We start from the raw sequence: 26,597 nt of genomic DNA on the forward strand, positions 1-26,597 counted from the left end.
TAGCGAACTCATTAACCTATGCAGACACTCGTCATTCTTGCTCAGAGCCAGGACACAATCGCTTTGGCTTTAGCTAACTATATCCGGCAGCAGAGCCCGTTACGGGTTGAGTTTGTCACCGATCTGGACCTGATTACGGCACCCGACTGGCAGATTTCGCTCTCGACGGCAACTTCTGAGTGGCGCATTGTCCTGGCCGATGGGCGGGTATTGTCATCTGATACGGTCGATACGGTGTATTCGCGCCTATCGTACCTGCAATCAGCCGCTTTTCGCCATCAGGCAGACACGGACTATGCTCAGGCAGAATGGCACGCTATGATAGCCGGGTGGCTTCGCCATCTGGGATCGGCACTGGTTGGCGCGCTACTCCCAACCTCACTAGCGGCCAGTTCCGCCAATCCCTTACTACGACTCTACCAATTGGCGCAGGCCGGCCTACCCGTAACCAACTTATCGGTATCAACAATGGATCGATCACTTTCTCAACAGGGCCAGCTTGATAATCGGACGGGGAAATGGCAACAGGAGCCCCTTTCTATACAGTCCGACTCGGTGCTGGCAACGGGGAAAAGTCTGACGGGTTCATTGGCAGGTAGGTTCAAGCCCGCTATTCATCAGTTACAGGCCGATCTTGGTTCCGACTTGCTTCAGGTCTACTTTATCCGTACAGTTCAGGGCGACTGGAAGGCAACCGATTACCAGACACAGGTTGTACTACGAACCCCGGATGAGTTATCGGCGCTGGCCCAGTACCTTATCCACTACGCCACGTCTACTACCCTTATTGACCATGTACTATGATTCTCATTGCGGGTATTGTCTCCGAAGATCCTACGGCGCAGGTTATTGAAAGCGCAGAAGCCTTAGGCATTGATTTTGCCGTGTTCAACCAGCGGGATGCGGGTCATTATGAATTGCACACTAGTCTAACGAACAATTGTCTTAAGGCTGATTTATGCATTGCCGGACAGTGGATCGACCTGATGGCACTCGATGGGATTTATGTACGCATGATGCCACCGGAAACCTTCCCCGATACGTATGTTAACGGTACACGTCATTCGCTCACGCCCGATATGAAGCAGCGACGTTTTTTTATCAATACCGTGTTTAGCCAGCTTACGGACTTTCTGCCGGTGCGGGTCATGAATCGACCCGAAGCGATGGGCTCGAATTTTTCAAAACCCTATCAGCTCGCAACAATTCGGGAGGTGGGCTTGGGAGTTCCAGCTACTCTGATCACCAATCAGCCAGCCGCCGTTAACGCGTTTGAAGAAGAACAGGGTTCCCTAATTTTTAAGTCGATCAGTTCGACCCGGTCAATTGTAAAAGTACTCGACGCAAGCTATCGGACCCGCCTGAACCACCTGTCGGCATTACCAACACAGTTTCAGGCCTGCCTGCAAGGGCACAATATTCGGGTGCATGTTGTGGGAGATCAGCTTTTTTCAGCTCATATCAGCAGCACAAACGTTGACTATCGGTATGCTCATTCAGCCGGAGGGCAAACAACGATGTATCCGGTTGAGTTACCTGAACGTGTGCAAAAACAGTGCTTTGCACTATCGAAACAACTAAATTTACCACTGTGTGGAATTGATCTTTTCCAGACCGATTCAGGTGAATACTATTGTTTTGAAGTAAATCCGTCGCCCGGTTATACTTATTTTCAACATGAGGCCGGGTTACCTATTTCAGATGCTATTGTCCGTTACCTTTCTACGGGTACTGCCCGGTAAAGTCTATGCAAATCATCGAAAACTGGACACGAGTCCGGGGTATTATCAAGACCTTTTCTGCCGAAAGTGCTACGGATAATTTCGGCGAAATGACCCTGTCCATTCAACAAACGAGTAGCCTTGAAGGGATTGCGGATCTCATTTCGCCTAAAGCACTTACCAAAGCTCGGGTCTATGTACCAACAGCCGATCTGGCAGACACTACGATTACGATTACACCTGGGCAGGCGGTTGAGCTTATTCTGCACATAACAGCCAGTGGCCGATTGTATGCCCAGCCAGGAAGCCTCCACGTACTGAATGAATGATGTGTTTGCTCCTACCCTATTGCCTTTTAATACTACGCCCTTGTAACGGGTAGGAATGCGGCCTTCACTGGCTTTGGCCAATAGATACTATACTTCTGGTTCTCTTTGCATGCTTTCACGTCGAAATTTTCTTGTCGCAGCCGGGTCACTGGCAGCCGGACTCCCCTTTAGCTCTGCCCAGGCCCTGGGTAATTACCCGATTGGTATTCAGCTCTACACCGTTCGGGAGTGGATGAATCAGGACCCCGTTGGAACGCTCAAACAATTAGCTGCCATTGGCTATACCTTACTCGAATCCTACCAGGGCGACAAAGGCATATATTTTGGTCTGAAACCCGCTGAGTTTACCAAAATAGCCCATGATCTGGGAATGACGCTTTTTGCCAGTCACTTTAACCTGGGTAAAACGGCCGAAACCTCGATCACACAAGCCGCCGAAATAGGACTCAAGTACATGATCGTTCCGTATAACAAACTGACTGATCTGGAAACGACCAAGCGGGCGGTGGATGAATATACCCGGTTAGGTGAGTTATGTAAAAAACACGGCGTTCAGTTCGGCTATCACAATCATGGGTACGACTTTGAAACCTTCGATGGCGTTGTGCCCTATGAGTTGTTTCTGAAACAGATTGATCCCAAGCTGATGATCATGGAGATGGAGCTCTACTGGTTTGCCCGTATGAATATTGACCCTCTGACGTACATTCAGAACTATCCGGGTCGTTTTCCCATCTGGCATGTCAAGGATATGGACAAGCAGGATCGTACGGCCAATACAGAGGTTGGGAAAGGAAGTATTGATTATAAACGGCTCTTTAAACACGCCAAACAAGCAGGTTTACAGTACTCCATCGTGGAGCAGGACGGCCATTTCCACCCCTCAGTATGGCCTAGTTTAACCACTAGTTTTGGCGCAACAAAAGTCCTGGGTCGATAAACCGTATGTTACATGTTACAGGTAGGGTTGACAGTCATTTATCCCCTTTTCTACGTAAAAATCGTTTAGGTAATCATCCCATTGAATTCTATAGTTGCCCTCAATAGGTGGTTGGATTGTTCCATAAGCGCTGATTCAGAATCAGATCTTGACTACCCAAAATAGTTATGTCCTGATATAGGCGGTGTTTGGGATGCAATAGCACATTGTGAGAGATATCCATAACCGCTGACGGTACGCCTATTCCCAGGTCAAGTGGACTTTGCAGCCACTCCGCAAAAATTGACTGCGTTAAGGGTAAAGCCGTTGGGTAAGCCCACTCATCGGGCAACAATTCAGGATATATCCATCGGACCTCACCGTCTGGAATTTGTAACGTGAAGATGCGCAAGGCAGGAAGCTGGTCATAGGGTATTTTAGGGAAATGAACTAACGTTTCCAGCAACGCTAAAGCTGGTGAAGTAGCTGTATAGAGAATACCTATACCCGATGGATTCCAACGTCCACCGGCCATCTCGGCCCCAATCACCGATAACGGATCATGCCAATAAGGCTCTTTTAGAATGCGATAGACTTCCACACCAATTCCTTGTTGCTACCGGACTTAGCTAAATACCCCGGACTCGATGCGGGTAAAGACATTATCAACCAGTTTACACCCAGTCACCGTATCCAGTAACGATAAAGGAGTCGGATAAGGCGGCATAGATTCTCTGGCAACTACGCCAGGATTGGCCAATCGCTCCCGACGGGCCTGCGCGGCCGCCGACAGGTCGGTGGGCGCTTGCTTCGTACCCATCTCGGCCATGGGGCGGGGGACATAGTCTGTTACAGGGGGAGCAAAACCTACCTCAGGCGTTGCCAACTCAGCTAAGGGTGTACGAAGCCAGTTGTAAAATCCCTCCCGGTGCCCATCAAAGATAGCCAGTCCGTGCTGAAATAATTTCTCCAGTAATAATAGCCGTTCAGAAAGTGGAACGGATAATTCCCCTTGATGATGATTATATAAATTCCGTTCGGTGATCCCCAAAACAAGCGCCATCTGCTTTTTGGTTAAACCTCCTAATAGGGCTACTTCGTCGACCCGGCTACGGGGTAACTTCTGACGAGCCTGTAGAATTAGATCAGTGGTTGAAAAGCCCCAGCCAAGACCAGACTGCTTTATGGATGGCGTCACCATAGTTCTATGAAGTTTTGCATGAATATAACTGAATTATTTCAAAACAAATTTCAGGAGACCTTAGTCCGCAAGAACTTCATTAGAAATCCAGGTAGTAATTTCTGGCGCGTATACTACGAAATAGAGTTGACAGGTATAAACTGAATTCAGGGCGTAAATACCCGCTCTCCTGCTCAGAAATCGTCCACTTAAACGTCCGAATAAATTCAGGACAAGACTCAATAATCACGTCTAATCAGTCAACTCATTAAATCAATCCGTACTCCGCATGGGCAGCCCTATTGGTTGTTTTTGCTACTCTACTGGAATACAATTCGGGCAAAAAACTCAGAGAGCCATTTTATGAACCATTTGTTTATGTGCCTGAAGCAAGTCAAGGCTATATCCCTTTAAACAAGAGGGCTTAACCTATCTCATTGCGTAGTGCCAGTTTGAATAGCGTTGCTTGGTATGGTCGAATTGGCTCTGCTGACAGGCTATTTGTAAGTTACGTGATGAATTGGCTACTACGTGCCTTATTTCTCTACCCTTTGGGCTTGTTCTTTCTTTGGCGTGTCTTTGGTCCAGTTCGTGCTAAAGCTGTATTTGCCCGAACCAACGTTTACCATCAGGTAGCCCTTCTCGATATTTCCAATCTGAACATCTTTGCCAGGAGAAAGCTTCTTGCCGTTCTCCAATACCGCATCAGCGGTATTGGTTGGGATATAAATAGTTGCTGTTGTGTTGGCTGGGATCTCGGCATCCAGTAACAATTTACCGTTCTCTATCTTCCATCTGGTGCTTACCTTGCCGTATGGCGTTTGGTAGCTTGCCGCAGCATAGGTGAAGCCACCACCCACGTGGGGTTTAATGTTGATTTTCTTATAGCCAACGCCTGTTTCGTCGGTATCTAATCCCACCATCTGCCGATATAGCCAGTCGCCGATGGCCCCGTAGGCATAGTGGTTGAAGGAGTTCATGGACGCTGGCTCAAAACTACCGTCGGGCCGTATGCCATTCCAGCGCTCCCAAATGGTGGTAGCTCCCATCTTGACCGGGTAGAGCCAGGAAGGGAAGGTCTGTTGCAGCAGCAGGTCGTAAGCCACATCGGTTTTCCCAAAGCGGGAGAGCACATGGCAAATGTAGGGTGTACCCAAAAAGCCGGTTGTAATGTGATTATCATAACTCCAGATGTTTTCCACTAATCGCTCGACCGCCTGTTCTCGTACCGATTCCGGCAACATATCGAAGTGCAGGGCCAGCACATAGGCCGTTTGCGTATTGGAAGCCAGGCGACCGTTGCCCGTCACGTATTCCCGAACAAAGGCGTCTTTTAGGTGTGCCAGCAATTCAGTGTACTTTTTGGCATCCTCTACCTGACCCAATACGTTGGCCGTATTAATTAGCAATTGGGTGGAATGGGCATAAAAACACTGCGCAATCAGGTACTTATCCGTGATAGCCGAACGGCCCTGCAAGTCATTATCCTGCATGTACGAAAGCCAGTCTCCGTAGTGATAGCCTTTATTCCATAAATAATTTCGACTCGAATCACTCATAAACTGCACCCAGGCTTTCATGCTGGGATACTGCTGGGCTAGTAACCGTTTGTCGCCATAAGCTAGGTACATGTTCCAGGGAACAATCGTGGCGGCATCCGACCAGCCCGTGGCCCCGCCATTGGGGTAAGCCAGGGCATTGGGAATGACATCCGGCACTTTTCCACTGGGCAACTGATCAGCCACAAGGTCTTTAAGCCACTTGGCAAAGAAATTTTGCACGTTCATGTTGAAGGTGGCGGTGCGGAAAAATACCTGCGCATCGCCAGTCCACCCCAGGCGCTCGTCGCGTTGGGGACAGTCGGTAGGTACGTCCAGAAAATTGCCTTTCTGCCCCCATTCAATGTTGTGTTGCAGTTGATTGATGAGCGGGTTAGACGAAGTAAACGTGCCGGTTGGCAACATGTCAGAATACAGCGCAACTGCCGTAATCGACTCGGGCTTTAATTCGCCCGGATACCCCCGCACGTGAACATACCGAAAGCCATGAAAGGTAAAGCGGGGCTCCAGCATTTCTTCACCCGCTCCCGCCAGCACGTAGCGATCTTCTGCTCTGGCATAGCGCAGGTTTTCCGTGTACACGTTTCCCTGCTTGTCGAGCACCTCGGCATGATTGAGCCGGATGGTATCGCCAGCTTTACCCTTCACCCGTAGAATCACCCAACCCACCAGATTTTGCCCAAAATCAACCACTTGTTCCCCTTTCGGCGTGGTGAAGATGTTTACCGGTTTAATCATTTCGTGTTTCTTCACCGGTTCATTCACCGTTGGTATCAAAACATTCATGGGGTGGCTGGCCACCGTTACGCCGGGCCAGTCCTGGTCGTTGTAGCCAGCTGTAGCCCAGCCCCGCTTTTGTTTTCGGGCATCGACGGTTTCCCCGTGATAGATGTCTGAGAAGCGGATTTCGGCAGTCGATGATTTCCAGCTTTTATCCGATGAGATGCTTTCTACGGTTCCATCCGCATACGTAATGTCCAGTTGAAACAGCAGCGCAATATCGGTTCCGTACACATTGCGTTTCATATCCCAGGTGAGATTGCCCCGGTACCAGCCACTGGCCAGGGTAACCCCGATTGCATTACGCCCCTGCTTTACCAGATCCGTCACATCATACACCTGATACTGAAGTCGTTTTCCATAGCTGGTCCAGCCGGGTGTCAGGTAGGCATCTCCTACCCGTTTGCCATTGATCTGGGCTTCGTACAACCCATGGGCGGTAATGTAGGCTGTCGCTGATTTGATGACTTTCGGGCTGCTGAACTCTTTCCGAAACAGGGGAGATGACTGCAGGCTGTCTTCTTTAAAACCAGGTTCAATCCAGTTGGCCTTCCAGTCGGAAAGGGTCAAAAACGCCATTTGGAAAAAAGCGGGGGTACTCCAGGCTGAGGCTTTGCCCGAATTGTCCCACACCCGTACCTGCCAATAGTAGCGTTTACCCGATTGCAGCGGACTGCCCTGATAGGATACGTTGATAGACGAATCAGCCGTTACTTTCCCGGTTTGCCAAACCAATCCCTTTCCGGAAGTGGCGGGCGACGCGTTAAGGCCCACCCGGATTTCATAAGCGGTTTGTCGTACACTTCGCCCCTCGCTGACCAGTTGCCAGCTAAAGCGGGGTTGCGCCGTTCCCAGCCCAATCGAGTTAACCAGATGTTCAGTAACCATGTTGGCTACCTTCGTTTGGGCAAAGCCCGAAACAACAAAAAGAAGGAACAGCGGCAAAAAAGAAAAACGGTTTCTCATCAAATAGCGGGTAAAAAGAGCGTCTACGTATCGGTTCTGAATGGCGTTGTAGGGCCGATTATTTAACCACGACCCGAACCCGTCCGAGATTGATGATGCGCCCAAACGGCGTCTTTGCGTCTCCCTGCCGTTGCGAAGTCACCCGGAGCGTCGGGAAATACGTTCCTGCCTTAGAAAACGTATAGGCCGTTTTTAAGCTCACCGACGAACCTGTGTTTCCTGACGGTATGATCTTGCCCTTAACCGGGAAAGTACCTGCCCCGTCGAAGTCCCATTCGGCGGAAATAATTTTTCCCGTGTTGGGTGGCAGATCGGCTACGGCAGTAAACGTTACGGGTTGCCCCTGGCGAACATCAGCCCGTTCAGCTCCATTTGCCTTTACCGAAACAACGGGCTGGATTCCCTTGCGATCGGAGGCTTTAGCGGGAACGATCACTTGGCCATCTTCGATTTTGTAGGACGTACTGGGTGGGGGCGCTATGCCTTTTTCTACCCAGGCCGTCAGGTCACGCATGGCCTGCTGAAAGACGCCCTCATAGCTAACAATCTTGGTTTGATCAAAGCGCTGCGCATCGGCATGATTGGCATGGTCCGTGTACCAAAGGCGGAAGTTGTCATCCGCTTTAGCACCCAGATTTGCCTTTACCCGGTTGCGGTACCAGTCTGCCTGCCAGGGAAACGCTTCACTATCCCAAAGCGACTCCAGCACAATCATTTTGCCGGTAAACTTGCCAGTAGGCACCACCCCGGATGCGCCCATGGTAAACAGAGGTCCTAATAGCATGGGCCGCTGCGGATAGGTTGGTTTTCCGGCGGCATCGCGAAACTGATCCCACTCGGGATATTCGTCCCTCGACAGGGGCACCTGATGCCGGTGGTAAGTTTGGGCCGCCAGGAAATTAGAATTGTCAACTTGTACCGTATCGCCTGGTTTGATCAGGGCTAGTGTAGACGCGTCAGCAGGCCCCAGAACCACCTTATCCCCGGCGATTTTTGCCAGTTGTAAAGTCTTTCCCTTCGCTGCACCACTCTTTATCAGTAAATCACCACCCAAAAAACCAACCTCAGGCAGCGTATTTACCAACTGGTAACCAGCTGGCATGGTGCCCTCTTTTTCACCCAAGCTTTTCCAGGCCTGGTCTATGGAGCCGCGATCCTGCGGTGACATGGGTTCTGTTAAACCGAGCGTTACGGCCTGGTCAATCCCAATGACACTCTTTATGGTACTCACTTGCTGTAGGCGGGCTTTTAGCAGCGAAGCCGGTGGATTGGCACCCAGATGCCCCGGTTTTTTCCAGAAATCTTCCTTGAAATAGGGGGCGTCCATCAGGGTCATCGCCTGATACAAGGCAACAAACCCATGGATACCCATAGTTTTATAGGCAAACCAGGCTTGGGGAGGAAAACCCATCTTTGTCACTTCCCGAAGCGCTTCTTTTTCTTCTTCGTTCAGCCCGGCATACATATCCCCGCTACCACCGGGCTCCAGAGCATCAATAATTTGGGGGAACTTGTCTTTCAAGATTCGCATGGCATGCATGCGAGCTGTAAAGACGTTGGGAAGCGCCATGGGTGAACCCATAACAATCGGGACAACACCATCCCAAACCCCTTCAGTATTTTCAATACCACCAACGGTTCGGTACGCCCCTCCGCTACCCCCAAATGCGTAGCCATACGGACGCTTGCCCCCCAAAAGTTGCATCGCCACCACCCGGGAAAATTGGGCAGCAGCGGCATTGGCCCGGTAAGCGCCAATCGTTGGGTCGTTGCCAAAGCTGGGTTTCGAAAAGTCTGTTTTTCCTCCGCCGTTCGTTTCAATAAAATAGGCTCCGCTGGCAACGGAAAAACCGATGATATTATCCTCTCGATTATCGTTTTGCGCCAGGTTTTCATTGTCGGGAAAAGGCGTGTGGAGTTGAAAGAAACGCCCTTGGTAGCCTTCTTTTGACGGAAAATAAAACGAGAAACGGGTGCCGGTGTTTTTAAAACCACCATGCACGTAGCGGTGCCGCACGGGTTTATCCCGCCACTCATCCACATCCACATACGGCGCTTTAAACAGCGTGTCCCTGGTTGAAAATTTACTGGCCATCTCCTGGCTCAGGGGGACCAGGCTGCTTTGTGCCTGCCCCTTCATGAATGGCCCCAACAACAGACCCAGGAAGAAAATAGAACGCGTTAACCTCATCATAGCTATTGTTTTTTGGAATGATCGTATCATTATTCACGACTCAGAAAGAGCCGAAGTTCATGGGCAAGGTAGTCAGTGTGCCACTTACCAGCGCCTGAATCTCAGGTAGTATTAACATCTCCAGGGTATCCCCTTTACCCTTCAGGCCCTTAAGGGTTTGCAGCAGGGCGGCTTTGTCTGTTTCATTGGGTGACTGTTCCAGCACCTGTAAGCCAATTTGGGTCGCTTGTGCAATTTTGGCCCCATACGTCGCCAACAGGGTCAGATTGGGTGCTGTCGGCACGAGCGATGGAATGTGTTCAGCCGCTTCTTTCCAGGCCATAAGCTGATTGGTCAGGGTCATTTTGACTATAGGATCTTTCGTCTTAAGATAGGTGTCTACCGCCTTCCGAAACTGCCAGGCGGCTTTTGAATCCGGGCTGATTAAATCCGGCAGATCTACCAGGGGGACGCTTTGATACTTGGTTGCTACCGGGGCCGTAAACTGGGTCATAATTCGGCCGAAGCCTCGGGCCGGTGCCAGCGTTTGTAGCAGTTGAAGCGGCTGTTGAGGGTCCTGCCCGTTGCACAGGCTCGCCAGTAGTCGCTCCGTATTTAGCTGATGATTCAAGCCCCCTGCCTGCAATTGCTCACTGAGGATAAACAACCGGCGATACATCGCATCGACATCGATGACCGTGGCGGGTGACCACAGCCGTTCGGCTACGGCCGCGGTTCGGGGCCAGGCTCTGGTTTCAAAGCTATTTTCATCAACCACTTCGGCCCAAAGGGCAGCTTCTCCGCCCAGCACGTTGGGATCGGTAGCGGAGGGAAGATTTGCATTTAGATAATGAAAATAGGCCGGGTAAAAATAATCCAGGTAAAAGCCCTTGGAGATAAGCACCGGATTGCCTTGTTGGGCGATTTCCAGGGGTGAAGGCCGTTTGCCACCGAGTGCACCCCATACCTGAACCACCACATCCTTGGGTAAATCAGCCCCGTAGAGTTCTTCCCAGCCAACTGTTGTCCGGTGGTGTTTTTTGAGAAGGGCATGCATCCGGTTGACAAAATAGGCTTGCAGCTGATGCACCTCGTTGAACCCTTTCTGCTTCATGAACTGCACGATCTGAGGGTTGTTTTTCCAGGCGGCCCCGTTATTTTCATCCGCGCCAATGTGCAGATACGGTGCCGGAAAAACGGTGGTCATCTCGGCAATAAACTTATCCAGAAATTTATACGTCGACTCCTCTGTAGGATCAATCGTCGGGGTAGCCGATTTCATAATCGTCGCAATGGCCTCTCCCCTGGACGCGCCCGGCTTTATCTTGTACCGGTGACCAGGGGTATAGGGGCCCGGAGCGCTGGCCAGTTCCGGGTAACCGGCAAACCAACTGGTGCTATGTCCCGGCAGGTCAAATTCAGGATAAACCAGGATGCCCCGATCGGCTGCGTAACGGATTAGCTCTTTTAGTTCGGCTTGCGAGTAGTACTGTCCGTTCGCCCCCAGTTCCTGTAATTTGGGAAACACCCTGGATTCTACCCGGAATCCTTCGTCGTCGGACAAATGCAGATGAAGCACATTCAGCTTCACCGTGGCCATGGCATCGATGTTTCTTTTGAGGATATCAAGGGGTAGAAAATGCCGGGCTACGTCGACCATCATACCTCGCCAGGGGTAGCGTGGCGAATCACTGATGCTCACTTCGGGTAGATAATAGCCCTTCTCATCCGCTTTAACCAGTTGCAGAACCGTCTCCAGTCCCCGAAGAGCGCCGAGGGTGGTTGGCGCAGACAACGAAGCTTTTGTACCATCAATCGTGAGTTGGTACGACTCGTCGCCACCGATGGAGGGACTGGCCTGCCGATTGACCTCTATAGCCAGTAGTGGCTCACCGGACTGATTGTTCAGGACAACACGCTGCTGTTCAACATAGACCAACGTTCGGGCGTTGAGTTTTCTCAGAAACCGATTTGTGGCTGCATCCAGCGTCTGGTCAGTTGCCGCACCGGAAAGTTGGATAGAGAACGCTGCGGTAAGTCGTAGTTTACCACTGCCCCCCTGTAGGCTCCGGGGGTAAGGCATTAGATTAAACGTCTGCTCCGATGCCGGTTGTGCAAGGGTGCTAGTCGATTGCCCTAGAGTCTGGAGGGCTACCGACAGAACGAGTAATCCGGTCAGAAACGAAAGGTGTCCTTTCATGAATAGTTGCCTTGTGTTTTGAATGACGTTAGTCGGTAGATAAAATAACCTTTGCCGCCGTCAAGCCGGTGGCCGTTGCCTGCAACGAGATGGACCCTGCCTTTCCGGTTGGACGGACAATGACCAGGCATTTGCCGCGCCAGGTTTTGCGCTCCGGGCGTTGAAAGCTGGCGACATCGGTTGGATTCCCACTACCGACACCGGCAATCTGGCCAGCTCCGCTGATGGAAAACTGAATAGGCAGTTCGGCATTGGGTACCACTTGTCCCCGCTCATCGGTTACTTCCACCATCACATACGCTAAGTCATTTTGGCCTTTAAGCCTTGTCCGATCAGCCACCAGACGAAGGCGGCTGGGAGTGCCCACCGTTTGGAACTCAGTGGCGTCGGTTTCTTTACCTTCCACCACATTGACCGCCCTAAGCACACCTGGTTGATAAGGCACGTTGAACACGGCGGTTATTTTGCCTTCTGGCACTTTCTGTTCGCCAACAACCTTGCCGTTGAGCAGCAACCGAACCAGGGGAGCTCTGGAAAATATACGTACCTGGAAGGGCTTCCCCTCGGCCCCCGCCCAGCTCCAGCTTTGCTGCTCATCAGGCCATCCCCAGATACTGACATTTTCGACCATACCCTCGGGAATGGGCGCATGAACGGCCATGGTGATGGGGCTGTTTCGCCAAACAACATCCCGGTAGTAGGATTGAGGTTTTTTGTTGCCAATCAAGTCGAGATCACCGCAGTACCCGTTGAACCAGGGCCAGCCTAAAAACACACTAAACTTCTTTGCTTTGTCCAGCTTAGTGTGACCAATGGAAGCTTCGCCCAGGTAATCCATGGCCGTCCACACAAAGTCACCAATGACATAGGGGTGTTTCTCGACCATGTTCCAGTTTTCCAGGGCCAGTCGGGGGTACGACTCAGTGCCCAACATGATGCGCGTCGGATGTTTCTGATGATCCCGCTCGTATTCGGATAGCTGGTAATTATAACCGCCTACATCCAGCAGGGCAAACGTAGCCGCTGTCGTATCCCACTTATAACCAGGATGGTCCCAGAACAAATTGACCGCCTGAGTCACCGCACGCGTGGTATCCAGCCGACGCACGGCATCGCGCAACGATTTAGCTATTCGTAACCCCGAAGCATCTGCCCGTTCAGAAATTTCGTTGCCGATACTCCATATAATCACGGAGGGATGGTTGCGGTCCCGAAGCACCATAGCCTCCAAATCCCGCTGCCACCAGTTCTTGAAATAAACGCTGTAATCCTGGGGATTTTTGGCACGCTCCCACATGTCGAAGGCTTCGTCAATGACCAGCATGCCCAGCCGGTCGCAGGCATCCAGCAATGTCTGAGAGGGTGGATTGTGGCTAAGCCGGACGGCATTAAAACCAGTTGACTTTAAGAGTTCAATCTTACGCTCTTCGGCCCGGTCGATGGCAGCCGCGCCTAAGGGACCGTTGTCGTGGTGAATACAGCCTCCCTTCAGCAGCACACGTTTGCCATTGACCCGTAGACCACCTTCCGCATCCAGTTGAATACTGCGAATGCCAAACGGGGTTTCTACCTTGTCTAAAACGTGTCCGTCCGCTTCCCTGAGTACGGTAATGGCTTTGTATAGTTGGGGCGAATTTACGGACCATACAGCAGGCTGGGAAACCATAATGCATTGCGTCTGTTCACCCGATCCATTACCTGATAGGGTCAGGGAATGCTGCGCGCTGCCAACGGTCTTTCCGGTGGGTGAAATCAGAGTAGTCACTACCTGAATCGTTCGCCCGGATGATAACCCATTATTGATCGTAGTTTTCAGCGTGATAGTTGCCTTATCGTCAGCTACGTCCGGCGTGGTGATGGCTAGACCCCAGGGAGCTATATGAACTGGGCCTGTTTGTAAAAGCCACACGTGGCGATAAATGCCCGATCCTGGGTACCAGCGCGAATTCTTGCCTTCATTACGTACCCGGACAGCCAATACATTTTCCCCACCGACAGGTTTGAGAAAGGGAGTCAGATCATAGTAAAAACCCGTGTAGCCATAAGGATGGTTACCCAGGTGATGTCCGTTCAGCCATACATCCGAATTCATATAGACCCCATCGAAATAAATGGAAACCTTTTCAGCCTGACCCGTTTTAGACACTCTAAATTTTTTCCGGTACCAGCCCGTTCCACCGACTGTAAAACCAGTGGCCGTTCCGCCGATACTAGCCCTGGAAAACGGCCCGCTGATGCTATCGGGCAGTTGATTCGGCAGGTCTTCAACGCTCCAATCGTGCGGCAAGTCTACTTTACGCCAACGATCATCCCTATACGTTACTGCTTCAGCTCCGATAAGATCACCTTTTTCAAAACGCCAGTTGGCATCGAAGGGAACCAGTCTGGCCTGCTGCGCAACGGTGTTCAGAGCGAAGCTAAGGCAGCAAAAGATCGTAACGAGTAATCGCGTTCGTTTCATGGATTAGGACGTTCGAAGGGCTTTCATTTTCTTTTGAATGAATAGGGTCGCATACCGGGGATTCAACCGATACAGCCAGTCCAGGAAGCGAGCATCCTTTCCCACAACCACCCGAAACTGATTCGTTTCAATACCGGCCAGGATTTGCCGGGCGGCCTCGCCAGCCGACAGCGGCTTTAGCTTAGACTCCCCGGCCGCTTTAGACTTAGGTTTGCCTAAGCCCGAATTCTCGCTAATATTGGTCGCAATGGCACCAGGAAAAACAACCGTTACCCGAACGTTCGTGCCAATCAACTCAGCATATAAGCCTTCGGTCAGGAGCTTAACGGCGGCTTTGGCGGCTCCATACAGGGTCTGGCCGGGTACGGGTAAAAAGCCGCCCATGCTCGACACATTCGTGATGTGCGCTTCGGGGCGGCCTAAAAAGTGCGTTAAAAAGGCCTGGGTCAAATAGAGCGTACCAAAGAAATTGACCCCAAAAACGCGGTCAATTTCGGCCGTGGACAAATCCTGTACTGGCTTGAACAGCTGTATAATCCCCGCATTGTTGATCAGACCGTCTACTGCACCGAAGTGCTGAATGGCCAACTCTGGAAAGGCGGTCACTTGCTGCTTATCGGTCACATCAAGCGTAAACGATTTGAACTGATCCTCCCCCACCTTAGCCAGTTGACCAGTTTGTTGCAGGCTCGTGGAATTGATATCCACGGCAGCCACCCTGGCTCCTTTTTTAAGGAGTTGTAGAGCCAGTTCGCGACCAATACCGCTGCCAGCACCTGTTACCACAAACGTTTTGGTAGTTAGTTGCATTTGATAATTTATTCGGCGATCAAATTCTTTGCTGGACAAGCAGTAAATGGACTGATCAACTCGGTACGACTGTCCGCTACTAAGCCCGGGGTTGTTTCCCTAGGGCTTAGTAGCGGCCTTTGATTCGATCTTATTATTCCGAATAAAGCCGGTTACTGTTTAGCCCGAACGGCGGTAGCCTCAAACATATTCATGAGCTGCCCTTTCAAATGGTCGGCATCCGCTTTGGCAAGCTCGATGGAAACCTCCCCTGCCTGCGGGCTTTCGAATGAAAGGGTAATCTTATCGGTACCTTCTTCCACCTTGCTAATCGGGGTAACAGGTCGAACTCCCGTTGGGTCAGTTAGTTCGCCCGTCAGTTTACCGTCTTTTCGGACCAGATTAGTCACCATTTTAGCATCTCCTGCCGGGGTACCAATAATGGTGATTTCCCATTTGCCGGCAAAAAAATCAGCAGGTGCCGGTGCCGTAGTCTGCGCGTAGCCAAAGGTGATGGCTGATAGAAGAAGGACGAGAATGAAACTGGCTGTTTTCATGGTTTGACTTATATACTGGCTGTTGCCAATTTGTGGTTTAAATGAAGTTTTTAAAATCGCCTTGCTTGCCTGGATGCCACCGAATGCTTAACCATTTTGAGATTCGTCACCAAAAAGACCTAACCTACTGCGGACAAACTAGCAAGAGCCAAACCATTCAGAGGCATCGCGGTATAGAATTTGAAAAGTGACTTTACAAAGGTAAAAAAGAAATTTTCTTATTGTCTAATTTTTTAGACAATAAATTTTTAATTCATCTATCTTTGTGGAACAATACCTTATTTAAGCTTCGAAACCCCACTTTTGATACGGATGATGCTTGAGCTACCAATGGCAACGGGCCTTCAGGGAAGCTTTTAAATCCGACATAGGCCTCCCTTGGTTTCGGTTAGATTGAAGGTGAAAGACGCTTCCCCTGCAATCTGCACCACAACCCTGAGGTTTATGCAGAGTACGTTTTATTAACTAGCTAATTTTGCCTTCTCTGAAGGAGGTATAATCAATGCATATGGAATCGCTCAGTGAACAAGGCTACATTCAACAGGTGTCAATTGACTGCGTCATTTTTGGCTACCAGAACGGGCAGCTAAAAGTGTTACTTCCTAAACTTTACTTTACCGGTGATTTTTGGGCCCTGCCGAGTGGATTTGTCTACCAAGAAGAGGATATTGACGCAGCGGCTGCTCGAATCTTAGAAGACCGGACTGGGCTGAAACACATTTATCTCGAACAGTTTCAGGTGCGAGGAAAAGCGAGTCGCAACAGTCAGGCTTTCCTGGATCGGTTAATTGAACTTAACCCCGAAAAGCTGGACGCCAAACAGCGCAAAAAGCAAGAGTATGAATGGTTTACCCAGCGATTTATCTCCATTGGTTACTACGCCCTGGTTGATATTAACCGGGTCGTTCCGCAAAAGCATGACATTGATCAATCCGTTGACTGGTATAATGTCAAAGCCTTACCGCCCCTGATTATGGACCACGGGGAAACGGTTGTTAATGCCCACGAAACCCTACTCATCAATCTTGATCGAAAACTGGATGTGTTTAATCTGTTACCCGAAACCTTTACGATGAAAGAAGCGCAGGAACTCTACGAAGCACTTTTAGAAAAGCCGTTAGCCCGGAATAACTTCCAGAAAAAGATATTAGAGATCAATGGATTAGAGCGTTTGGAGAAGAAATTTACCGGGGCGGCTAACAAAGCACCTTACTTATACCGACTTCCTAAAGTGAGAACAACTAAGCAGACGATCAATTCTATTTTTTAATTAAAAATAGTTACAATATCTCATATTACTGGATGAATCCTCTTGAATCCACAATCGAGCTTTCCGTTCAATAAAAGGGGAGTTTAACTGGTAGATCTGGGCATATATTCTATTGACAATGAGTGATTTGATTTATTTTTATAGATTGTAAAAAGCGTCCACGAAAACCTCCCATTGCAACTGGAACTAGACAGTCGTGAATGAGCGCAATAGCCCCATACTGCAAACGCCACACTCAGGAGCGTGGCGTTTGCAGTATGGGGCTATCTAAAATTAGTTGACCGCGATCAGACGATTCGGGGCGCTGGGCTGGGTGGTCGACAGCGTGACAGTATGGGTTGTTACATCAACACCGTTCGTGATTTCTACCTGGTAGGCACCATCTTCCAGCTCACTAAGATTTAAGCGGATGCGCGCTGTTTTTTCGTTCTTACCCAGATGTTGAACAAATAGAACCTTACCGGATGTACCCTTCAGTTTGATGTCTACTTTACCCGTCGTTTCTTTATCAAGGGCAATGTTCAGCTTACCTTCTACAGTTGAATAAATACCGGCTTTATAGGCAGCAACGGCTGCTGGGCGGCTACCAGGGTTAACGGCAGCAAAGGAAGTAGAAAGCGTAACGGCACTAAGGGTAACGGCAATGAGCAGTGGTTTGATGAGGGATTTCATGACTTTATGTAGTTGTTGTTTGCGTTAAAATTGAGTCGGGTTCTTCCCGATTGATGTGTCAAAGGTATGGGTTATAGATGGTACTATGCATAACAAACTACCGGAACGGTTGACCCCCGGGATGAATGGAATAAAAACAGGGTGGTTGAGTAAACGGTCGTATGCGCCCTACTTAAACTACTTACTACTATTTTCTAGTAAATCGGCCTTTCCAGCGCCTTATAAGGAAAGAGCCCCTTACTGCTGATTCAATCACTTTTTCCTATGACTGTCGGACTATTTATACCCTGCTATGTAAACCAGTTTTACCCGCAGGCAGCCATCGCTACGCTGCAATTGCTGCAAAAGCTTGGGGTAAGCGTGGTGTATCCACCCAAACAAACCTGCTGCGGCCAACCTATGGCTAATTCAGGCTTTGAACACCTCACGCAGGAGTGCAACAACCTTTTCATAGAAAACTTTTCGGAATTCGACTATATCGTGGCTCCTTCCGCTAGTTGTGTGCTTCACGTAAAAGAACACCTCAAGTCAGTTAACGATCCGGCCAGAGCAGACAGCATCCGATCGAAAACGTATGAACTTGTTGAGTTTTTGACCGATGTGCTGCACCTGGAAAATCTACAGGCACGGTTTCCGCACAAAGTGGGTATCCACCAGAGTTGCCACGGGTTACGCGGGCTGCATCTGGCTCAGATGAGCGAACTAAATGCCGCACCCTTCTCCAAACCTGTCCAGTTATTAAACATGGTAGACGGCCTGGAGCTGGTTACGCTGGACCGCCCGGACGAGTGCTGCGGCTTCGGCGGAACATTCTGCGTGGCCGAAGAAGCCGTATCGGTAAAAATGGGCAAAGACCGGGTTTCTGATCACGAACGACATGGGGCTGAATACATCACATCCGTCGACCTTTCCTGCCTGATGCACCTCGAAGGAATTTTACAGCGAAACAAGAGTACCGTTAAAGCCGTACATATTGCCCAAATTTTAAACTCGACCTTGTAATGGAAAAACTAGTCAACGACCATGCTGCCTTAGCCGAGATCTTTATTAAAGACGAAGAGCGTGTCGACTGGCACGACGGAGCACTTTGGTGGATACGGCAAAAACGCGACATGGCAGCCAAAAACATACCGGAATGGGAGGCCTTACGGGAAGCAGCTTCCCAAATCAAAAGCAATGTACTGTCCAACCTGCACGATTATTTACTGGAATTTGAAGCCAACGCTATCAAGAATGGTATCAACGTTCACTGGGCTGCCGATGCCGAAGAGCACAATGCAATTGTGTATGGTATTCTGAAAGAAAAAGGGATTGAACAGATGGTAAAGAGCAAATCCATGCTTACGGAAGAATGCCATCTGAACGAATATTTGATCGAGCGGGGAATTGACGTGATCAATTCTGATCTGGGTGAATATATTCAGCAATTGGATAATGAACCGCCGAGCCACATCGTTCTGCCCTGTATTCATAAACGAAAAGAAGAAATCGGCGAAATTTTCCATGAACATCTGGGTACCGAAAAAGGGGTATCCGATCCCACAACGCTGACCCGATTTGCCCGCCGACACCTGCGTAAAGTCTTCATTACCCGGCGGGCTGCCCTTACGGGCGTGAACTTCGCCGTGGCCGAAACCGGTGAGTACGTCGTGTGTACCAACGAGGGGAATGCCGACATGGGCGCTCATTTATCCGAAGTACAGATTTCGTCGATGGGGCTCGAAAAGATTATCCCCCAGAAACAGCATCTGGGTATATTCTTACGACTATTGGCCCGCAGTGCCACGGGTCAACCTATCACCATTTATTCCAGCCATTTCAAAAAGCCGCGAAAAGGGCAGGAAATGCACCTGATTCTGGTCGATTATGGTCGGAGTCGCCAGTTAGGCCGGGCCGATTTTCGGGATTCGTTAAAATGCATCCGATGTGGCGCCTGCATGAACACCTGCCCCGTGTACCGAAAAAGTGGCGGTCTCAGCTACCACAACACCGTTTCTGGACCGATCGGTGCGATTCTGGCGCCGAATCTCGACATGAAAAAGCATGCGGATTTGCCCTTTGCGTCGACGCTCTGTGGTTCCTGCTCCAATGTATGCCCGGTAAAAATCAACATTCATGAGCAACTGTATAAATGGCGTCAAGTGATTGTTCAGGAAGGCTATGCCGCCAATACAAAAGTACTGGGCATTAAAGCCATGGCCTGGACACTCTCATCGCCATCATCCTATACAACCATTGGAAAAGCGGGACGATGGGTATTGAATAACATCCCGTTTGCGGTCAACAATAAGTTCAACCCCTGGTACAAACAACGTGAAATGCCTGATACGCCAAAAGAATCGTTTGGTGAGTGGTATGCAAAACAGGAGCCAAAGGACGGCACCGAGAAACGTTAATCAACGAAACTGAATGAACACGAGAGAAAGCATATTGGCCGCGGTTATCAAGAACCAGCCGCCAGCCAGTCCTTTGCCTAGTATCAGTGCCTTTAAAGGTGCCGACCAGCATATTGTTTCAACATACGCGGATACATTCACCAGCATCGGTGGCACCGTCTTTTTAGCTGAAAGCCTAGCCAGGATCACAAGCCTGATTCAGGAAAACTTTGATGGGACACTGCGTATTATCACTACCTTACCCGAGTTAGGCAATTCGTTTGAACTGCTCTCGCCAGAGGCTGATCCCCATACGTTTGATGATGTAGAGGTAGCCGTGATTGAAGCAGAGTTGGCTGTAGCCGAAAACGGAGCCGTATGGCTACCCGAACAACGGATGGGCCAACGAATCATCCCCTACATTTGCCAGCATCTGGTTGTAGTGGTACCTGCCGAACGTATTGTGCCGACCCTACACAAAGCCTATCAGAAAATTGGGGCGGGTGATTATGGCTTTGCCGCCTTTATTGGTGGGCCTTCTAAAACGGCGGATATTGAACAGGCGCTGGTGCTGGGCGCCCACGGCCCAATCTCGATGACCGTCTTTATTCTGAAAGCAACGGATAAAGCGGATTCGTCACGAATAAACTAGTGCTATGCCAAATCAGACTCCCGACCGGTAAATGCCGTACCTTCAACGCTACCGTTTCTTTTTATCAGGCGAATAAACCAGTCCGTCAATGGCTTCCAGTTGATTGTTTACTTGCCTGACAAAAACACAGGTGAACATCCATTTCGCTAAACGATAGGCATCCGTCCGAAACTCGCCGATCGGTAGTTTGATCAGCACTTTATTCCAGCCCTTTTTTAGCGTAACTGGCTCTGGCGGGCGATTTTCGTAGGGCTCGTTTGTGTAGGGTTGTTCATTATCCAGCGGGTGTAAGCCTGCATTTGTCCAGATGGGTGGCCTTAGCTCCTGGTCATTAACCCAGATTTTACTGCCTTTGTAATCCCACTGGCCCTGGGGTGGGCTGGCATCTTTCTCCGATCGGCCATAGTTGTGAAAAGTAATCCAGGCACCCACCGTCTGGGCTCGGGCCGAAAACACATACGTATACGCATAGACAGTGTGATTCGGTTGTGGGTTGGTCAGGTACGCCCGTACCACATCCGGCCCCCAGAGGTGACGCAGGTAAATAGTGCCCCCTATTGCATCTATACCTTGGAAATCAAGATTTCTTGTTTCGGACGGAAAAACAGCGTCCAGTTTACCCTGATTGGCAACAGGCTGACTAATTCGCCAGTGAATATTGCTTTGGCGAACGTAGGGAAATTCCAACGAACTAAAATGCTGCCGTTTATGGGCTAGCAATCGGTCTTCAAATTCGGCGAAATTAGCTCGATTTTGTATGACGGTACCGGCCTGGGTTTCAGGTAATCCTCCCCCACGCCAGGTTCGTTCGGCAAGGGCCAGCATGATCGGGTAAAATCCGTTCAGCCGTTCGATCTCCGTTTCGTTCTGCTGCTTCCGATCGTTCCAGACACAGGCAATGGCACCCAGGCGTTCCGATGAGCCCCAGGTTGTATCGCAGATCGTTCGTTGATAAACGCTGATCAGGTCGGCCAGTGTGCTGAAGTGATTCAGATACAGATTTCGGGAATCTATTACTGGCTGTCCGGCAGTTGGCTTTACGGTACTCATCCACAATTGTCGGATCATCTTTTTATCCAATCGGGCTCCGGGTAACCAGCCAATCACTTCTTTGCCACAGTCACGCACGACGTTCGCCATTTCGGGCACGAAGAGGGAGTCTTTAAACGCCACCTCATCGGTGCCAATATGCAGGTAAGGAACGTCAAACAGGTCGCACACCTCCCGCAGTAATTGCTTTACGAGTTCTTTACCTTCCCCGGATTGCATATCGTACCCGGTGGCCCGACGAAAGGCCGCACTGTGTCCCGGCATATCAATTTCGGGGATAAGCAGTACATGGCGTTGTTTACAATAATCGACCAAATCGCGGGCTTGCTGTTTGGTATAGAACTGCCCCGGAAACCGGGTCGTTACTAATGAGTCGGTCAGGCGGGGAACAACGTCACTCTGTAATCGCCAGGCCAGATCTTCGGTCAGGTGCCAGTGAAACGTATTGATTTTATAGTGAGAGAGCAGATCAATATGTCGTTTGAGGGTTTCAATCGGAATGAAACTACGCCCCACGTCGTGCATGAAACCCCGAATAGGAAAGGCTGGAAAGTCGATAATTGTGCAACCCGCAATTGATTTGCGTTTCACATCCGTTAACTGCTGAAGGGTTCGATAGCCCCAGAAAAGCCCAGTCGCAGTCAGTGCTTTGAGGTCAATACGACCAGGCGACACGAGCAGTTGATAGCCTTCCTGATTTTGCCGAAGTGCCGGCAACTCATTTTCCAGCGAAACCGTAATCACTAAAGCGCCTTTAGCAGGCAATGCTTGCGATGTCAGGCGTACGCTTGCCCCACCAACTGTTTTGAGAAAATCCCGAATCGAATCGGCAACAGCCGCACTACCGGGCGATTGGGCCAGTATGCTAACTACGCCCTTCACTCCTACCGACTTCTCCGTCCAGACAACTTGCTGAGGTGCTGGCAGTAATGGCGGATGAGTAGCCAGGCAATCGAGTGTCTTAAGCAAAATCAGGAAACAAACGAGATTTCTCATGGTATGGACTGTGCAAATGTAGAGACCGGCAAACCGGCACTGTTGACAAGATTAGCCGTGGTATAGGGTGTCCAGCCATAATATACATGGGAGTACGGTTGACCTTTGGGCACATCAAGAAAGACCTGATTGGCCTGAATTCGGGCTAGCACATCGGTTTGAGGACCTATAGAGTCACCCACCGCAAAGCCACGAATGGCTTGATTATCGGCGGTCCGAAGCCCCGTCCCCGTTTGCCGAAAGCGTAATTTAATTCCATCCCTGACCCGAGAGACAGCCACAGCCTCAGGCGTTATTAGAGCCTTATGGCCATAGGTTTTAACCAACGCTTCGCGCGCCAGTCGTTCGCCCACAACCCGTTTGTTGATAGGGTGAACATCCGTGGGATTGCCAACGTCGCTGGTAACGGCCATGCCGACGTTAGGCAGCCGTTGGGCCAATCGACGCTGGCTGTCCCGAAACCATGGCCAGTTCTCAGATTTATAGCCTTTTTCAGTACCAATGGAGGAAAGCTGGCAGATATAAACAGGGAAATCGCCCTGCTGCCACTGCTGGCGCCAATCCTTAACTAAAAGCGGAAACAGGTGCTCATGCTGTTGAGCCCTCACCAGACTTAAGGCGTTGCTCTCTCCCTGATACCAGATGACACCTTTGATGGGTAACCGAAGCAACGGCACGATGGCCGACTGGTACAGAAAACCCGGTTTGAACGGATGATTATACCCTAGTGAATCAGCGGGCGGGTTGTAGCCGGAATGGATCAGTTTGTCCAGATTTTCATGCCCTCGTTGAACACACCAGGGCTCCAGAAAGGAATTTCGCCACCAATCCCCGTTGAACACCGGCGGCACCGTTGGGTCTGAGATGACACTGGCCGGACGTATCCAGGCTTCTGTTGGTGAGCCGCCAACGGCCAGATTAATCAACCCAATAGGGATGTTGAGTGCCTGCTGAATCACCTGCCCGAAGTAGTATCCAACGGCAGAAAACAACCGGATAGACACCGAATCCGCTTCCTGCCAACTTGCCGACTTATAAAATCCGGCCGGGTTCAGGTGCGGAAGGTCAGCCGGGTTATACGCTACGTTGTAGGTTGACAGGCCAGGAAGTTTGTTGAAAAGCCGAAGGTTTCTGTTCTTCGATTGCCGAAGTGTTTGAGCTGCAAACTGGTCATTCATCACCGGGAAGGCCATATTGGACTGTCCCGCGCAAATCCACACATCGCCAATCAGCAGGTTAGTCAGTTGGAGCGAGTCCTGATTCGTTCTGATGATCAGGCGAGTGGGAATAGCCGACGCAGCACGAGGCTGGAATTGAAGTAACCAGCTTGAATCTGCCTTCACCAAGGCCTGCCGCTGTTCGTTGCCAAACTGAACATTGATAGTTTGACCGGGAATAGCCCACCCCCAGATCGGTATGGGTTTATCGCGTTGGATGACCATCCCGCTTTGCCAGACGTCGGCCAGGCGAAGTTGGGCATAAACCGGGCTGAACACAACACCGAAAATCAGTGCATACGTCAACGATTTAAATACGTTAACGGTCAGTTGTAACAAAATCATTGACGGTTGGTCTCAAAAAATACAACTGCACCAGCAACGCCACCAACACGATACCCGACAGCATGGCAAAATCAGCCCCCAATTGGCCCGAATCCATCGACTTCCCCAGCCAGTTGGTAACCAGTGCACCCGCAAACACACCCGTCATGTTCATGATGCCATAAGCCGTTGCGCGGTTGCGGGCGGGAACGAACTGGCATAAAATGGGCATGCTGTTGGCGTCGAACATGCCATAGCCGAACCCAAAACACAAGGCTGCACTCACCACATGAAGGAGAGAATCGCCAAAACCAATCAGCAGTAGAGAGGGTATCGTTAAGGACAAACCGATGGCGCTGGTATAAATCCGCCCCCGATTAGTTGTTTGCACCCACCTGTCGGATAAGATGCCACCAAACAGCACGCCCAGAAAGGACGATGCAGCAATCGTGATCGTAGAAAGAGGCCCAGCCGTAGCCATGTCGATGTGCAGATTCGTGGCAAAGAGCGTGGGGAGCCAGTTTTTAGTTGCCCAACCGGGTAAACTTGGAATGGCGTAATAGAAGAGAATGACCCAGAACGACGCATTCGCCAGCAGCAGACCCAGTCCCTTCGTCAAGGGTATTTCGTTCGGTTTCAGCGCATCTGTAGCCAGGCTCTGGGCTGACGCGCCCCGGTTGATCTCCCGTAAAAAGAAACTTAGAACAACGGCATACACCAGGCCTGCAATCCCGAACCAATGGAAGGCTGTTGGCCAGGAATACGATTCCGCAACGGTTGCGCCGAAGCCACCCAGCGCCTGCCCCATGTAGAGGCCCGTCATGTGAATGCCAATGGCCAGCGACCTGGTTTTAGTCGTGTGGAAATCAGCAATCAGCGCCAGACCCGCCGGAATATACAAGGCTTCACTAACGCCCATGATGGCGCGCAGCCAGTAAAGCTGATTAAAGGTGGTAGCGTATCCCATCGAAAACGTAACCCCAGACCAAACAAATAAACTGCCCACAATCAACCATTTCCGGTTGAATCGATCGGCAACCATTCCCGACACAGGGCTCATGCAGCCATAGATCCAAAGGAAGATAGCCATTAACCGACCAAAATTGGTAGCCGACTGCAATTCGCTGATATCCAGTTGCATGGACGGCCGCATAGTAGCCAGCATCTGCCGATCCATATAATTCAGCATGGCTACCACCCATAAAAGCCCCACCACCACCCAGGGATAGAATCGCCCCTGTTGACTTACTGTCTTGTCGTTCATTCGCTTATATAGAGTAGCCTACCTCAGTATTTCGTTTGGTCAATATCAACTTTCCAGCTGGCAGGCGTTCGGATACCGGGCGTAATTTCTCCACTGGGAATAATGACGCTATCGCCCCAGCGTACCAAGGGGGTTGTCACAGGTGTTTGAAAGGGCAGCGTATCCACAACCGACCATTTTTTCGTATCCGTTCGAAACTGCCAGACCGTTTTAATAAAGCCGGGGTGATTGATCTGTAGCCTGTTCCGTTCCGCTGTACGTTTCTCTTTATAAGCCCCTTCGGGTAATTCTTTCACCTGATTCGACAGGGCTTCAATTTGTTGAAGTCGTTTTCCATCATCACCGCCAAATACCAATAGCGACCGTGAACCACTGGCAATAGCCTGATGGGCCGCCAGCGGGGAAGGCATATCGGGCAACCGGTGCCAGCGATTCTGGCTTATCTGGTATTCGTAGGCATCGGAATAAATAGTGGTTACGCCATTTACCGTCTGCCGTCCGCCTACCACATACAATGATTGACTGGTCCCGTTTGACTGAGCCGCCATCCCGGCATAGGCTCTGGCCGGACCAGGCAAGTCAGCCAGTTTTTGCCAGCCATTAGCCGGGGTTTTTAGGTCGAGTACATGCAAACTTGCTTCCGTACCCCGATCCGATTCACCGCCGAACACATACAACCTATTTCCGGAAACAGCAGCAGCCAGATTCGCTAAGGGCATGGGTAATTCAGGTAGCGGTTGCCGGTCGAGCGTAGCTGTTGACGGATTCCAGCATAGACTGAACACATCGGCGAAACGCTGGTTAGCCTCATTACCACCCACACAAATCAGTTGCTCATTCCAGACTACCGAAGCGCCATATCCCCGTGGCCGATCCAGTTGATACGTGGATTGCCATTGGTAGGAACTTCCTTCGCGAACAAGCACATAAATAGTCGAATGCCAGGCCTTCGTGCCGCCCTGCCAGGGGTAGCCATTCGGGAAATTGGCCCCTCCCGCAATGAGTAAGGCGTCGTGACTGACACCCGCAAAAGCCCCGGCAACGCCCGGATTTGGCTGGCCATTCAGGACTGGCAAATCCGGGAGCCGGACATAGTGCAACTGAGCCTGCGCACTCGCTGATAACACTGCTAACTGAGTCATA

21 protein-coding genes are annotated in these 26,597 nt (G+C 50.5%); 8 read left to right on the top strand and 13 right to left on the bottom strand.

Annotated features, from left to right (window positions below; genetic code table 11):
* The first annotated feature begins 18 nt into the window (after positions 1-18).
* The 4 genes from ACYVGO_RS28255 to ACYVGO_RS28270 all read left to right on the top strand — a co-directional run bounded on the left by ACYVGO_RS28255 (position 19) and on the right by ACYVGO_RS28270 (position 2,990).
* On the top strand, positions 19-804 hold the full coding sequence (locus ACYVGO_RS28255) for a hypothetical protein (RefSeq protein ID WP_460972146.1): 786 nt from the start codon (positions 19-21) through the stop codon (positions 802-804).
* The gene (locus ACYVGO_RS28260; RefSeq protein WP_460972147.1) at positions 801-1,742 is read left to right on the top strand and encodes an ATP-grasp domain-containing protein; all 942 of its coding nucleotides are present in this window, start codon (positions 801-803) and stop codon (positions 1,740-1,742) included. The genes ACYVGO_RS28255 and ACYVGO_RS28260 overlap by 4 nt, the downstream gene beginning before the upstream one ends.
* A gap of 5 nt (positions 1,743-1,747) precedes the next feature.
* Positions 1,748-2,050: a hypothetical protein gene (locus ACYVGO_RS28265; RefSeq protein WP_460972148.1), complete on the top strand. Its 303-nt coding sequence runs from the start codon at positions 1,748-1,750 to the stop codon at positions 2,048-2,050.
* A 109-nt stretch (positions 2,051-2,159) separates the two neighbouring features.
* Positions 2,160-2,990 carry a sugar phosphate isomerase/epimerase family protein gene (locus ACYVGO_RS28270; RefSeq protein WP_460972149.1) on the top strand — a complete coding sequence of 277 codons (831 nt, stop codon included), beginning with the start codon at positions 2,160-2,162 and terminating at the stop codon, positions 2,988-2,990.
* A gap of 100 nt (positions 2,991-3,090) precedes the next feature.
* Here ACYVGO_RS28270 and ACYVGO_RS28275 read toward each other — a convergent pair whose 3' ends face one another.
* The 8 genes from ACYVGO_RS28275 to ACYVGO_RS28310 form a co-directional block, all read right to left on the bottom strand.
* Positions 3,091-3,570 (bottom strand): RES family NAD+ phosphorylase, encoded by a 480-nt coding sequence (locus ACYVGO_RS28275; protein WP_460972150.1) that lies wholly within the window; start codon positions 3,568-3,570, stop codon positions 3,091-3,093.
* A gap of 24 nt (positions 3,571-3,594) precedes the next feature.
* A complete protein-coding gene (locus ACYVGO_RS28280; RefSeq protein ID WP_142774152.1) occupies positions 3,595-4,170 on the bottom strand; it encodes an antitoxin Xre-like helix-turn-helix domain-containing protein in 576 nt (191 codons plus the stop codon).
* A gap of 515 nt (positions 4,171-4,685) precedes the next feature.
* On the bottom strand, positions 4,686-7,454 hold the full coding sequence (locus ACYVGO_RS28285) for a family 78 glycoside hydrolase catalytic domain (RefSeq protein WP_460972151.1): 2,769 nt from the start codon (positions 7,452-7,454) through the stop codon (positions 4,686-4,688).
* A gap of 58 nt (positions 7,455-7,512) precedes the next feature.
* Complete coding sequence (locus ACYVGO_RS28290) at positions 7,513-9,648, bottom strand: PKD domain-containing protein (protein ID WP_460972152.1); 2,136 nt, start codon at positions 9,646-9,648, stop codon at positions 7,513-7,515.
* 40 nt (positions 9,649-9,688) lie between these two features.
* The gene (locus ACYVGO_RS28295; protein WP_460972153.1) at positions 9,689-11,827 is read right to left on the bottom strand and encodes a beta-N-acetylhexosaminidase; all 2,139 of its coding nucleotides are present in this window, start codon (positions 11,825-11,827) and stop codon (positions 9,689-9,691) included.
* A gap of 28 nt (positions 11,828-11,855) precedes the next feature.
* The gene (locus ACYVGO_RS28300) at positions 11,856-14,288 is read right to left on the bottom strand and encodes a glycoside hydrolase family 2 TIM barrel-domain containing protein (RefSeq protein ID WP_460972154.1); all 2,433 of its coding nucleotides are present in this window, start codon (positions 14,286-14,288) and stop codon (positions 11,856-11,858) included.
* Positions 14,289-14,291: 3 nt separating this feature from the next.
* Complete coding sequence (locus tag ACYVGO_RS28305) at positions 14,292-15,098, bottom strand: SDR family NAD(P)-dependent oxidoreductase (protein WP_460972155.1); 807 nt, start codon at positions 15,096-15,098, stop codon at positions 14,292-14,294.
* A 152-nt stretch (positions 15,099-15,250) separates the two neighbouring features.
* Positions 15,251-15,634, bottom strand: coding sequence for a hypothetical protein (locus tag ACYVGO_RS28310; protein ID WP_460972156.1), 384 nt, complete (start codon positions 15,632-15,634; stop codon positions 15,251-15,253).
* A 508-nt stretch (positions 15,635-16,142) separates the two neighbouring features.
* Between ACYVGO_RS28310 and ACYVGO_RS28315 the strand changes: the two genes are divergently transcribed.
* Positions 16,143-16,904: an NUDIX hydrolase gene (locus tag ACYVGO_RS28315; RefSeq protein WP_460972157.1), complete on the top strand. Its 762-nt coding sequence runs from the start codon at positions 16,143-16,145 to the stop codon at positions 16,902-16,904.
* 273 nt (positions 16,905-17,177) lie between these two features.
* Here the strand turns inward: ACYVGO_RS28315 and ACYVGO_RS28320 are convergent, their stop codons facing one another.
* Positions 17,178-17,576 carry a T9SS type A sorting domain-containing protein gene (locus ACYVGO_RS28320; RefSeq protein WP_460972158.1) on the bottom strand — a complete coding sequence of 133 codons (399 nt, stop codon included), beginning with the start codon at positions 17,574-17,576 and terminating at the stop codon, positions 17,178-17,180.
* 264 nt (positions 17,577-17,840) lie between these two features.
* Here ACYVGO_RS28320 and ACYVGO_RS28325 point away from each other — a divergent pair, with 264 nt between their 5' ends.
* The 3 genes from ACYVGO_RS28325 to ACYVGO_RS28335 are packed head-to-tail and all read left to right on the top strand — an operon-like array spanning position 17,841 to position 20,603.
* Positions 17,841-18,578 carry a (Fe-S)-binding protein gene (locus ACYVGO_RS28325; RefSeq protein WP_460972159.1) on the top strand — a complete coding sequence of 246 codons (738 nt, stop codon included), beginning with the start codon at positions 17,841-17,843 and terminating at the stop codon, positions 18,576-18,578.
* Positions 18,578-19,972, top strand: a complete 1,395-nt coding sequence (locus tag ACYVGO_RS28330) for a lactate utilization protein B (protein ID WP_142774162.1) — start codon at positions 18,578-18,580, stop codon at positions 19,970-19,972. Before ACYVGO_RS28325 ends, ACYVGO_RS28330 begins: the two co-directional genes overlap by 1 nt.
* A 13-nt stretch (positions 19,973-19,985) precedes the next feature.
* On the top strand, positions 19,986-20,603 hold the full coding sequence (locus ACYVGO_RS28335) for a LutC/YkgG family protein (protein ID WP_460972160.1): 618 nt from the start codon (positions 19,986-19,988) through the stop codon (positions 20,601-20,603).
* Positions 20,604-20,651: 48 nt separating this feature from the next.
* On the opposite strand, the gene ACYVGO_RS28340 is transcribed toward ACYVGO_RS28335, so the two are convergent.
* From ACYVGO_RS28340 to ACYVGO_RS28355, 4 genes are read right to left on the bottom strand one after another with little or no spacing between them, the layout of a single operon-like run.
* Positions 20,652-22,649, bottom strand: coding sequence for a family 20 glycosylhydrolase (locus ACYVGO_RS28340; protein WP_460972161.1), 1,998 nt, complete (start codon positions 22,647-22,649; stop codon positions 20,652-20,654).
* The gene (locus ACYVGO_RS28345; RefSeq protein ID WP_460972162.1) at positions 22,646-24,211 is read right to left on the bottom strand and encodes a sialate O-acetylesterase; all 1,566 of its coding nucleotides are present in this window, start codon (positions 24,209-24,211) and stop codon (positions 22,646-22,648) included. Before ACYVGO_RS28345 ends, ACYVGO_RS28340 begins: the two co-directional genes overlap by 4 nt.
* A complete protein-coding gene (locus ACYVGO_RS28350; protein ID WP_460972163.1) occupies positions 24,186-25,454 on the bottom strand; it encodes an MFS transporter in 1,269 nt (422 codons plus the stop codon). Before ACYVGO_RS28350 ends, ACYVGO_RS28345 begins: the two co-directional genes overlap by 26 nt.
* 23 nt (positions 25,455-25,477) lie before the next feature.
* Positions 25,478-26,596 (bottom strand): Kelch repeat-containing protein, encoded by a 1,119-nt coding sequence (locus ACYVGO_RS28355; RefSeq protein WP_460972164.1) that lies wholly within the window; start codon positions 26,594-26,596, stop codon positions 25,478-25,480.
* Position 26,597 lies beyond the last annotated feature (1 nt).

The organism is Spirosoma migulaei (assembly GCF_054776855.1).